The sequence below is a fragment of the Albidovulum aestuarii genome (assembly GCF_029961185.1).
In the GTDB taxonomy this organism is placed as follows: Bacteria; Pseudomonadota; Alphaproteobacteria; order Rhodobacterales; family Rhodobacteraceae; genus Albidovulum; species Albidovulum aestuarii.
Genome location: NZ_JASBQQ010000007.1, coordinates 220,990 through 232,513, shown reverse-complemented (window position 1 = coordinate 232,513; position 11,524 = coordinate 220,990). Strand labels below are relative to the sequence as shown.

Sequence of the window (11,524 nt, the reverse complement as noted above, 5' to 3'; positions counted from 1 at the left end):
TGCTGTCGCCCGTTGATTTCGAGATCAGGCAGCAGAAACTGACCAAGGCGGGTGTCTAGAAAACTAGGGGCACCTCAGTCGGGTTGATCCACCAAGGCCTGCCACTCGTTGACATAGGCAGCAATGCGGTCCTCTCGGCGCCCTAGGTTTCGCTCTTCGGGAACCCAAACTGCGGCACGTTGAGTTCTGCCATCGAGACGGGAAAAGAGGAGCCAGGGGCCGAGGTCGGTTTCTAGGAAATCAGAAAGATCGATATCCGAAACTGTAAACCTCGCGGAGACCGGAGCAGCATCTGATGTGAGGCTGATGGCTACGATTTCGGCGCGATCTTCTTCGCTCTCAATTACGATTTGCGGTAGATCACCCGGCCGCTGAGGATCACGCTCTTGCCCGAGCCTCAGGATAGAACCTCTAACGGCGGCGTGATTTTCATACCTCCGAATTTCCAGTCGTCTGCTCTCGTTGCCTCCAACAATCAGACGTAAGTCAACCTGAGCGTCAGGCCCGCCGTGGGCGAGCATGAGCCACACCAGTTGAGACATTGCACCCAGCGACGCTTCCCCCTGAATTCGGAGCGCAATCGGCGGTTCATTGTTGAGTTTCAGCTGGATATCGCCGGCTGATCCAGAAGGGACTACCGCTCGCCATCCGCGCAGGGCGTCGGGGAAGATTGGCCTATTGTCTTGAAGCCGATTTCCGTTCGGATCCAGAAGCATTCCCTCGCGCGATGGCCAGGCAGCAAGAAGTTCCAAGTTTCGACCTGATCCTGGATCTGAGAGCCTTAGCGTGATCAGCCCGATTGGAGACCCCGGCGCGGTTAGGCTAAGTCTGCCTGGTGCAGAGCCAACTTCCTGGCGAACCACTTGTTCTCCCAAAGACAATACAAGCGTCCAATTATCGGGGAACCCATTCGCGGACAGCTCTACCGTTCCCGCAGATATTTCTCTCAGAACGAGGCTCGCTGCTGAGGGAAGACTGACAATCCTCATTTGGGCGATGCCAAAAGCGTCGCCGCTCCAAGAGATTACTTTTGCCCCCAAGCGCCGACCTTCTTGTACAATTACTGAAGATTGATCAGGAGCGCGCAAGGGAGCGTCACCAATCCCAGCAAGAACTGTTGGCTCTCCCAAAAAGATCGGGCTTCCGTCCTTCAAGCGCCACCCGGTCAGAGTGTCGCCGATCGGAATGATACGGGCACGATCCTCGGCGTTTCCGACACCCGTACCAATGCGAAGTTGTAGGCCCTGCACGGCAACAATTCCGTTTCCATACACTGGCCAAAGTCGTCCGTTTTCCGCTTCTTGGGAGTCTCCGATATGAAGCCCGTCACTCACGGCAGGTTGGCAGTCAGCATTTGTGAGGATCCAAAGCGCCTCTGATTGCGTACGTCCTGAAGATGGAAGCAACGTATCGGCCGCCAAGCCTTCAACCTGATCAGTGGCCCTCCAGATGCTCGGAGCCTCCAGAGGGTGAGGTAGACCGGGGTCCATAACAACCGAGCCCAGAGTACGTCCGTCCGCATACGCCTCGAAAACGATCGTTTCTGAAATATTCAATAGAGAAGACGTCGTTTGCTGCGTCCCAAATCGACGTAGGCTCCATGCTCTTTCTTCGGGCGACGCACTGTAGCTGACAGATGCGCCTCCTCGATCGGACGTGGCGACCAGCCTCAACCTCTGCCCCACCGCCTCCGGAAGCAAGTCTCCAGGGATGGTTCCACTCGGTGCGTACTTAACATAGCCCCTCCAGACACCGTCACTGCCTCGGCGCAATTGTCGTGCTATTGGGATGTCCGTCCTGACGAGACGAGCTCGTTCAGACTTTAGAGCTGGCCTGATTAGAGCCTCATACGCCTCAGATGAGAGACGCAACGGCAGAGTTTTTTTCCAATCACGGACATTGTTGTCGAGCCAGTTCTCGATCAGTCCCGGCTCGATTCCTTCAGGAACTCGCTCGCGAAGCTCGACGAGCGACATACCGAATTCCGAGAGCGCTTTAACCCAATCCGCATTGTGAAAGGCCTGCGGAAGAGTGACGATATATCTGCCCGCAATCGTTGGCGCGATAGCTCGTGCGTGAGTTCCGCCCTCCGCTTCAATCTCTCTCAACAACCCTACAACAACTCTGTTGTACAGACCCTGCTGCTGCAGAAGTGCCTGGGGCAGCCCGCCTTCCGACATCAGAGAGTACAGATATTGGTGGATTCCAGTTTCAGTTGTGCGGACTCTTCTGTACCACCACTTCAATCCCTGATCGACCAGACTCACAGCTAGTTGACGATCCTCGGCAATCCCCAGTCCGGCAAATACGAAGCTCCAAGTTAGCTGTCCTCCGCGAAAGTTCGCTCGTATGTGTTCTGAAGCCCAGAGAACAAAGGCGGCGGAAGTCTCCGGCAATGTCTGTCCAATGGACAATCGGGCAGGTAGAATTGACCCCAAACGGGAATGAGCTTCAGATGAGTAATTGTAAGAAAATAGTGGCCTGCCGTCGGGCGAGGCTAAGCATCCACTATCGTCCAGGATTTCATTAAGTATCTTCATGCGATAGCTGCTCGATGTATTCTTTTGCGCCGGCGCCTCCTGCCCTCTCTTGCAATTGATTTTTTGTCTTTTTTAGAGAACAGGAAAATTGATTTTGATTGAGCATTCAAGATACCTACAAAATGCATTGGCCATTTGCATCTGTCGCGGTGTCCGACATTCCGCCTCGAACACTTTAGGCGATGCCACCAGGACCGCAACGCACTTCGCTCGTGAGATTGCAACGTTGAAGCGGTTTGCACTGTACAGGAACTCCATGCCCCGCGGCGCGTCAGCATGGCTTGATGTCGCCATCGAGTAGATCGCTATGGGTGCCTCCTGGCCCTGGAACTTGTCGACAGTCCCAACGCGCGCGCCGGGCAGACGCTGCTGAATCTCAAAGACCTGCGCATTGTACGGCGCGATGATCAGGATGTCCTCGAGGGTGAGAGGTCTCTCCTGACCCTCTCGATCAATCCATGTCGGCTGACCGGACAAGATCTCTTCAACAAGTCCGGCAACGGCATCGGCCTCCTCAATCGAAGAGCTTTGATTCCCTGAGTGCTCCACCGGCAAATAACGAAGACCTGTTCCTGTAAGGGGCCCGGCACGGCGGATTTCCTGCAGCTCGCATCCCTCCACGGAATGCAGCTTGTCGTCATAGAAAAGCTCGGAATTGAACTGGCAGATATCGGGGTGCAAGCGCCAGGTTTCCTCCAGGAAAAGGCCCTCGTCTTGGGCAATCGTATGTGCGCCACCAAGAACATGCTCGAGCGCGGATACGCCTGTGCCGTCCGGATGCGTGCCCTGCGTGGGCTGGTCCAGCTGCTGCGGATCTCCAAGCAAGATCAGGATCTTCGCGCTCTGAGCGACTGCCAGGACATTGGCCAGTGACATCTGCGCGGCTTCATCAATCACGAGCACATCGAGAACTTCATGTGCGTCAGCGCGTGACCAGAGGAAGTGCGTCGCACCGGCAACCTGCGCGGAACCCGAGCCCAATGCGGCATAAACGCCGGTATTGTCGGACACGAACTTCAACCTGTCCTGATCAGGTTCCATCTCGCCGGACTTCGGTTTCTGAACGCAGCAGAGATCGACCTTCATCTCCGGGGCGGCTTCGACGACCTTGTCCAGCAGGTTGCGGATCACCTTGTGACTGTTTGCCGTGATCCCGACCTTCTTTCCACGCTTGACGAGTTCACAGATCATGCGCGCGCCCGTGTACGACTTTCCCGTTCCCGGAGGGCCCTGGATCGGGAAGACGCCTTCACTAAGCTCGCGAGCGACGCGAAGCACAGCCTGCAGGGTCGTTTCTCCCGGCTGTCGGATCGGTCCATCGCCAAGTTGCGGTTTGAGACGCAGCAAGAGTGCCCGGGCGCTCTGATAGGGCCCTTCCCCTTCGATGCCATGGTCGGCGACGTACTCCCCAAGCCGCATCAGGCTGTCGGCCTGTTCCTTGGTATTGAACATCTGATGCGCGAAGACGCCCTCGGGGTGGATGTCGGCCGTCTTCCCCATCTTCTTGATGTCGACCGTGCGATCATCCGCAGAAACCGCGACAACGCTGCCGATCTTGTCGCCGCCATTCATCCGCAGATCTTCGTCACCGCGGAGATCCGTGTCCTGCTGTGGGAACGCATACCGGTGAACCGGCGTCCGCGCGCCCGGTGGCGAGACGTCCCCGACAAACGTCAGCTGCGACAGCGCGGCGCGCTCGTCGACGAGTTCTTCTGGCGTGAGCGCGGAGAGCCGGAAGTATTCCCACCACGCGGCCTTGTCCTCACGGCGATGCCAGTCGAGGATATTCGCGAGGATCCACCGGGCGTGCTGTACTTCGCTCCGTTCTTCGATATCCGCGGGCACGTCGGCCGTGAGGCGCGCGATCAATGCCTGAACGGCCTCCTGACGCTCAGTGAGCGCCTCGCTGGGCTCCTGATCGGACGGCAAGGGACGCGGAACATCGGTTCCGGCATCGACAACCTCCTGGCGGCGATCTTCAAGCCAGTCGCGGAGGGCAATGGTCGAGGTGCAGTCCTCGTAATTGTAAGACTTCACGGTCGCGCGCACCTCGCCGTCAATGGCATCGATGTCGCCCAGTTCAAGCCCGGCCTGCAGGCGCGCAAGAGCCACGTTCGCATCTGGCAGGCTGGTATCCCGCACAAAGCCGTAGATCGGCTCCAGCTTCTTGATCGAGTAGCTCTCGACCCCGGCGCGCAGCCCATTGCGCACGACGCTGTAGAGATCGACCAGCAGATTGCTGCGCAGGAAGTCGTCGATCTCGCCTTCGCGGGTCGCGTACCGGCCCATCAGGCGTTTCAGCGCCCCGGGTTCATAGGGTGCGTAATGAAAGACATGCAGGTCCGGATACTGCTCTCTGCGCGCATTCACGAAGTCCACGAAGCGCTCGAAGATCGCCTTCTCGCCTTCCCGATCAAACGCCCAGTCTGCCGTGTAGGTCCAGGCGCCGTTTTCATCGCGATAGATATAGCCGAAGAGATACTCGAGGCCGTGTTCCCCAACGAACGCATCGCTTTCGATGTCGAAGAAGATATCTCCGTCAGAAGGTTCAGGCAGCAGACACAGGCCGATATCCTCGACGATCGGCAGGAGTTCGTATCGGACTTCTCCGGCTTCGCGAGACTCGATCTGAATACGGGCCTGTTCACGTGCCTTCTCGTAGGAGAACGCAGATCCCTTCTTCGGCTTCCAGGGCATCGGCGTGGGCATCGCCGCGAGCGCGGCTGCGGTCGTGATCCCGTTGTCCTGAAGCTCGGATGTCTGGTTCTTGCTGATCCCGGCGACCAGGCAGAGATGGTCATCTGCGCGCCGCCTCGCGTCGCACCGGGTCCGCCATCGGCAGATGTCGCAGTGCTCCTTCGGCTCAGGATACTGACCGCCCAGCACTCCGTCGGCAGTCGCCGCTTCAGCGGCGGCCTTGGCTTTCCGGAAATACGCGGCGTAGTCCGCATATCGAAACACTTGAGGTTCGAAGTCGGACCAGGGCGCCACGACGTAGACATATTCAGGCGCGATCCCCTGCACCTGTTCCAACAGGTCGGCGTAGAGACAAAGCTGAAGCACCGAGCCAGCCTTGGTCTCGCGGGCAAGTTTCGTGTCGATGATCTCGTAGGACCAAGACCCGAGATGGCTGGGTTTCTCGACCCGCCGCAGGATATCGGCCCGCCCGACCCACCTGCCATGTGCAAGCGCCGCCTGGACGATGATCTGAGCGCCAGACTCCATCGCAGTTAGGGTCTCGGTGACGGCTGCTGGCGTGTTGTCGACTCCGTCGATCCGGATGGACGTCAGGCCCTGAGCCTCAAGGTGCGCGATGAAGGCCTTTTCATGCTGGTCACCCCGCTCTCGAAGAACCTCGAGAAGCGGATCCCAATGCTTCGGCTTCGCAAGCGCTCCTTCAGCGACCTGCAGATCCAGCACGGTCAGATGGCCGCAGTTCAGATGGCCAACGAGGTCGGAAGCGCTCAGGACGATCTGATCGACATGCTTTTTCATGGCTGCGCTTCCCAGAGACGCTCCGAGAAGCGGTTAAGGGCCGTGACCTTGTGTGTCGGCACATTGGCGTCCCGGCCGTAGATTTCAGCCCGGAGCCAGGCGATCTCCGACGCGGGGTCGGAGGTGATCGTCCACCAGACCCTTCCCAGCGGAAGCTCCGCCGGCCGCCAGCGATACCCGCGCTCCTTGAGTTTCTGGCGTTCGTCGAAGGGGGCATCGACCGCCCGAACGAGGTAGTCGTCCCGAAGCGCGGCATCCCGGACCGCGGACATGACACGCTTGCCCGACTGGGGGAGCTCCTGTGCGAGCAGAGCGAGGCAGGCTTCGCAATCCGCAAGCGCCCGGTGACCGTCGTAGAACCAGCCGAACTGCATGCCGAGATAGTCGAGTTTTCCCGCGGAGAAGCCCTCGCGCAGCCAGTCGATACTCGTGAGAGAGCACCCCCAGGGCTTCCCGGCAAAGCAGGGCCAGAGCGTCTCGACCATGACTCGGTCAAAACTGGCGTTGTGGGCGATGATCAGATCCGCATCGGCTACTAGCGCCTCCACGGCAGAACCGTTGATCGTCCGACCCGCGACGGCTTCAGCCGTCAGGCCGGTGACCAGACTGGCCTCCTCCGAGATCGGGACGCCTGGCTCGCGCAGTCCTTCAAAGGCCCGGTCGTGCTCGATCTCGATAATCCTTCCGGTCTCGAGCTCATAGGAGAACGGCAGCATGGCCAGCTGGATCACTTCGTCACCCTCGAGCGAAAGGCCGGTGGTCTCGACATCGATGACCAGGGCGCGCTTGACCGTACCGCCACGTGGATCATTCAGGCGGCGCGGCAGAGCAAGCCGGCGAAGGAGCCGCCAATCATCCGCATGGGCTTGCGCCCCGCTCTGAATGACGTGCTCTGCACCGATCGCAAAGAAACTGTGATCGTTCATCGCGTCACCTGCTTCCTGTCAAACGCAACGCGCATCACTTGTTCTCCTCGAACATGCGGGCGAGGCGTCCATAGCTTTCCTCGGGTAGGAGCTTGAGGATTTTGATCAGCTGGTCATCCCCGCTGCTCAGAACGCCCTTCCGGAAGACATCGCGGATGGCTTCCCCCTCCTGAACCTCCTCTTCCTCGAGATCCATGCCCCGGATGATGGCCCCAACCCGCAAGGCCTCATTCAGAGAGATCTCGAAGGCATGTGCGAACGTCGCGCCGCAAGACTGACAGTCCTTGGCGCTGAGAGGATTGAGCGCCCCGCAAGCGTCGCAGGTCTTCATCCTGGGCTGACGGACAGGAAACTCCGCATCGCAGACATGGCAGGCAGTCGCGTCCTTCGCGCACTCTGCGCCACAGTCCGGGCAGACCTTGGTGTCTGGCGTATCCGACGGGCGCAGTTTGGCCGGCGACATTTCGGCCTCTACCCGGCGCGCGTACTCCTCGAAGATGCGATGCGTCGGCATCACCACATAGGCACGCGAGTCGTCCTGCGGCCCGAAGTTCCGTACAACCCGGCCCATAGCCTGCCGGAATGAGAGCTCCGTCTGCGCATTCGGCAGATAGGCAAGGATGCGCAAGCGCTGGATATCGACGCCCTCGGAGATCATGGCAACAGACACGATCCAACGCTTCTTGCTGTTGCGAAACGCCGTGATCTTGCCTTCAGGGTTGGCGACCTGGTTATGGACGACCACGGGCTTCTCACCATCGAGCAGCTCGAGCAGCTCCGCCATGTACTCTGCAACCGGAATGTTGGGCGCAATCACGAGGCCGCCGGCCTCGGGCATGCGAAGCCGAAGGTCATTCAGCTTGTCGATGCACCACTGAAGAATGCTGGCCTGATAGGAATCAGGGTCTGCCGCGCCCGAGGCCAGATACTTCGGTGTGCAGGCGAGCTTGTAGTAGTCCAAGGCTTGCTGAAGCCCCCGGATCCGCTTCAGCGCGGGCGAGAACTGGGTGTCCTCCATGCCGGACACGGAAATGTTTTCCCCGTCATCCAGCTTCACAGAGAACTTTCCTTCGTGCCGGTGGAACGTGATCGGCCGGCAATACTCGAGGTCGACGGCCTCACCATAGGTGAGTGTGTAGGACCCTCCCGCGGGGTGATCGATCAGCCCCTGATCATCATAGGCCAGCCAGACGGATTCCTTTCCGTCGGACCGGATCGGGGTTCCGGTGAGGATCAACGCATACCTAGCGTCCGCGAAGGCACCGTTTGCGCCATCTCCCCATGCCGCCGCGACGGCAGCATGGTGATGCTCATCACAGATGACGAGCGTCCGGTCCTTCCGGCACACGGCCTGAAGTCCATCGAGCGAGCTCTGGATCGCCGACCATGTCGCGCACAGGTCGACGCCATATTCTTCGGGTTCTTCGTCGGCCCCGGTGATCTGAAGGATCGGACGCCCGGTCACGAGCTTGAATTCCGTCGCCCACTGCTTCACGACCGCTTTGCGCGGGGCGATCACGATCACCCGATCGATCAGGTCCGCATCAAGCAAACGCTGCGCGATGACGGAGGCGCAGATGGTCTTGCCGGCGCCCGGTGCCGCATTGATCAGGAAATGCCGATCTTCGCCGGCCTTGAGCCAGTCCATTGCTTTGTTGGCGCAGGCGGCCTGCCAGGGTCTCAGATTAATCGTCGTCATGGCTCGCACCTTTCTTCAGGTTGCAGCTGGCACAGAGCGCCTGCCCGTTCTCCAGTATCGTGGGTCCACCCCTCGAGTGGGCGCGCACATGATCCGCATGGAAATCCGCATCAAGCACCGCTCCGCATTTCTGGCAGAGGTTGCCGGCGAGCATCCGCAGGACGCGCCTTTGCCGAGGTGTGAACGCACGCCTCATTTCTTGATCCAGTACTCGGTCAGCTGAATTTCCTTGTAGGGAAGGCCCTCAGGAACCTTGCAGACCGTGTATTCGTTGATCCGGCGGATCACCTTCGCCATCGGGACCTGCCTTGATGCGACCAGAAATCCGTCCTTCTTCATGCGACCGAACTCTGCGTTCGGGCCCTGAACTCCGAAGAGCAAGATCGCTTCCAAAAGTGTGACCGGATGCCCCTCGAGCATGTGCTCTCGCAGGGCGGATGCCGCTTTGTACTCAGCCATAGATTTCCTCCAGAACCATATCTTCACGGCTGCCATTCAGCAGCTCCTTCAAACCATCAAGCCGACCGCAACCGGCGATCCGGTCGTACTGTAAGCCCGTCTCTGTCTCCAGAATTCGCCCCTGGAATTTGTCGAATGCGGTGCAGAGATCATAGGAATAGTATCCCTGATGACGCCGCCCCTCAGGATGCCCGTCGGTGATGTACTCTCGTTTCGAGAGCTTAATCAGTTTCTGGGCTGCCCCAAGCAACTCCTCGGTCGAGATGATGCCCTCAGGCAGCTGCTGAGACAGCTCGGCAAAGACCGCCGAAAGTAGGGACACGCCCCGGAGCTTTTGCCTGGTCTTCATCTCGCCTCTCCCTTCTCTCAGATCCACACCCTCACCAACTCAGTGGACAGTCACACCAAGCGGGACAGACGCCGGCTCTTCGGCGTCCTTCTCGGCAGCACCCCCTGCGCGCATGTGCGCTTGCTGAGAGATTGCGCCGAGCAGCACCGGGATGACCCGCATCGGGTCGCCACAGATCTGCAGCCCCATGTCGGCCGCTACCGACGTCAGTGCGAAGGCGACCATCGAGGGATCGTTGCCCTCATCGAGAAGCGCCTTGGTGAGCGCACTCACTTTGGAGGTGACCTCCTCCAGCTCGTCTCTCTCTCGCTGCGCCATCTTGCGACATCCCCAAAAATTGCGGCCTCGCCGCTGCTGACCCCGAGATAAGAAACCTTACGTCATGTTGCAAGATATTTTTTGTGTTTCAGCGCAAATTTTCTTATGCCATCGGGATGATCTCCGCCCGAGTTATCCATAAATATATGTTTTTACTATGTTATATTCTCCAATAAGGATCCCGGGCATCCTGATGGGAAAACATAAAGGGTCTTGCGTCAGCGCAAGATTCCTTCTATTTGGGTCCACATGAAGATTCTGATGGCATGGATAGGCACGCAGGACCTCGCCGCCCCGACCCACCCTGAGGGGCAGACGGGCCCGATCTGCAGTGCGGTAGAGGAGCGGCGCTTTGACCGCCTGGTTCTCATCGCGAACCAGGACGGCTCGAGGGTAGCAGCCTACACGGATTGGTTGAGCCAGCGGACTCCGGCGGAAATCGTCGTCGAGAGCGTCCGGCTGAGCGATCCAACCGATATCGCGGCGATCCACGAGATCACGGTGGATGTTGTGGACCGCTGCCGGCGGGCCGCTGCCCCTGACATCCCTGAACTCACGTTTCATCTGAGCCCAGGCACCTGGGCCATGGCGCTCGTCTGGGCCATACTGGGCGCAACGCGCTTTCCGGCTGAATTGCTGCAGTCGTCGCGGGAAGGCGGCGTTCAGACGATAGAAGTCCCGTTCGACGTCTCAGCCGAACTCCTTCCAAAGATCATTGAGTCAGCGGATGCGAGGCTGGCAAAGCTGAGCGGCGGTCTAGACACCAAAACGTTCGGCGATCTCATCTTCAGAAGTCCGGCCATGGACCGCATGGCGAGCAAAGCGAAGAAGGCCGCTTTGCGCAATGTGCCTATTCTGATCGAGGGGGAAGCCGGCACAGAGAAAGAAGTCCTGGCGCGAGCCATCCACGAATTCGGCCCAAGGCGCACCGAGCCTTTCGTCTCGCTAAACTGCGGCGCCCTCAAGCCGGACCAGATCGACGCAGAGATATTTGGATCAGACAATGGCACCGGCGCGCTAGCGGAAGCTTCCGGCGGCACCCTCTATCTCGATGAAGTCGAGCTCTTGCCGCCGCAAGCGCAGGTCCGACTTCAGGTTCTCCTTGATGAGATGACAGGTGATGAGGTTGCAGCTTCACAAGTTGGAAAAGCGGATGTGCGGATCATTGCAGCCACACGAAAGCAGTTGATCGACGCTGTGGCCGCCGGCGACTTCCGCGAAGAACTCTTTTTCGGGCTGGCTGTGCTTGTCCTCAAGATCCCTCCCCTCCGAGAGCGAAAGGGAGATCTCGGCCCGCTCATCGAAATGCTGCTCGACCGGATCAATGAACAGAGCGCTGGCGAACCCGGCTTTGAGAAGAAGACGCTTTCGCCAGGCGCGAAAAATGTGCTCCTTCAGCGCACCTGGCCCGGAAACCTCCGCGAACTTGAAAACTCGCTACGTCGCGCGGCGATCTGGAGCGAAGGACCTCAGATCACGGAGGACGATATCTGGGATGCCGTCTTTACGGCGCCAGCGCCGGCCGGGGCGCAGAATAGTATTCTGGATAAACCGATCGACGAAGGCGTGAACCTGCAGGAAATCATGGCGGAGGTTGCTCGGCATTACATCACACGCGCGATTGCGCATGCCGAGGGGAATAAGACAAATGCCGCAAGACTCGTTGGATTGCCCAGCTACCAGACGCTAACAAACTGGATGTCGAAATACGAAGTGCAGATACCCTGAGACAGACCGA

At 59.2% G+C, this 11,524-nt stretch carries 9 protein-coding genes; 1 reads left to right on the top strand and 8 read right to left on the bottom strand.

All coding sequences use genetic code 11. The features are described 5' to 3' along the window. Positions 1 to 74: 74 nt before the first annotated feature. The 8 genes from QKW60_RS16195 to QKW60_RS16160 form a co-directional block, all read right to left on the bottom strand. Positions 75 to 2,540 carry an STY4851/ECs_5259 family protein gene (locus QKW60_RS16195; RefSeq protein ID WP_282370193.1) on the bottom strand — a complete coding sequence of 822 codons (2,466 nt, stop codon included), beginning with the start codon at positions 2,538 to 2,540 and terminating at the stop codon, positions 75 to 77. A 72-nt stretch (positions 2,541 to 2,612) separates the two neighbouring features. Continuing rightward, positions 2,613 to 6,035, bottom strand: coding sequence for a TM0106 family RecB-like putative nuclease (locus tag QKW60_RS16190; RefSeq protein ID WP_282370192.1), 3,423 nt, complete (start codon positions 6,033 to 6,035; stop codon positions 2,613 to 2,615). Beyond that, positions 6,032 to 6,961: a 3'-5' exonuclease gene (locus tag QKW60_RS16185; protein ID WP_282370191.1), complete on the bottom strand. Its 930-nt coding sequence runs from the start codon at positions 6,959 to 6,961 to the stop codon at positions 6,032 to 6,034. The genes QKW60_RS16190 and QKW60_RS16185 overlap by 4 nt, the downstream gene beginning before the upstream one ends. Positions 6,962 to 6,995: 34 nt before the next feature. Then, on the bottom strand, positions 6,996 to 8,660 hold the full coding sequence (locus QKW60_RS16180) for a DEAD/DEAH box helicase (protein WP_336619174.1): 1,665 nt from the start codon (positions 8,658 to 8,660) through the stop codon (positions 6,996 to 6,998). Then, a complete protein-coding gene (locus QKW60_RS16175) occupies positions 8,647 to 8,856 on the bottom strand; it encodes an HNH endonuclease (RefSeq protein WP_282370189.1) in 210 nt (69 codons plus the stop codon). The genes QKW60_RS16180 and QKW60_RS16175 overlap by 14 nt, the downstream gene beginning before the upstream one ends. Continuing rightward, entirely contained in the window at positions 8,853 to 9,119 is a 267-nt protein-coding gene (locus QKW60_RS16170) for a hypothetical protein (RefSeq protein WP_282370188.1), read from the bottom strand. Before QKW60_RS16170 ends, QKW60_RS16175 begins: the two co-directional genes overlap by 4 nt. Further along, entirely contained in the window at positions 9,112 to 9,468 is a 357-nt protein-coding gene (locus tag QKW60_RS16165) for a hypothetical protein (protein ID WP_282370187.1), read from the bottom strand. Before QKW60_RS16165 ends, QKW60_RS16170 begins: the two co-directional genes overlap by 8 nt. A 39-nt stretch (positions 9,469 to 9,507) precedes the next feature. Further along, a complete protein-coding gene (locus QKW60_RS16160) occupies positions 9,508 to 9,741 on the bottom strand; it encodes a hypothetical protein (protein WP_282370186.1) in 234 nt (77 codons plus the stop codon). A gap of 294 nt (positions 9,742 to 10,035) precedes the next feature. Between QKW60_RS16160 and QKW60_RS16155 the strand changes: the two genes are divergently transcribed. Beyond that, on the top strand, positions 10,036 to 11,514 hold the full coding sequence (locus QKW60_RS16155; protein WP_282370185.1) for a sigma 54-interacting transcriptional regulator: 1,479 nt from the start codon (positions 10,036 to 10,038) through the stop codon (positions 11,512 to 11,514). Positions 11,515 to 11,524 lie beyond the last annotated feature (10 nt).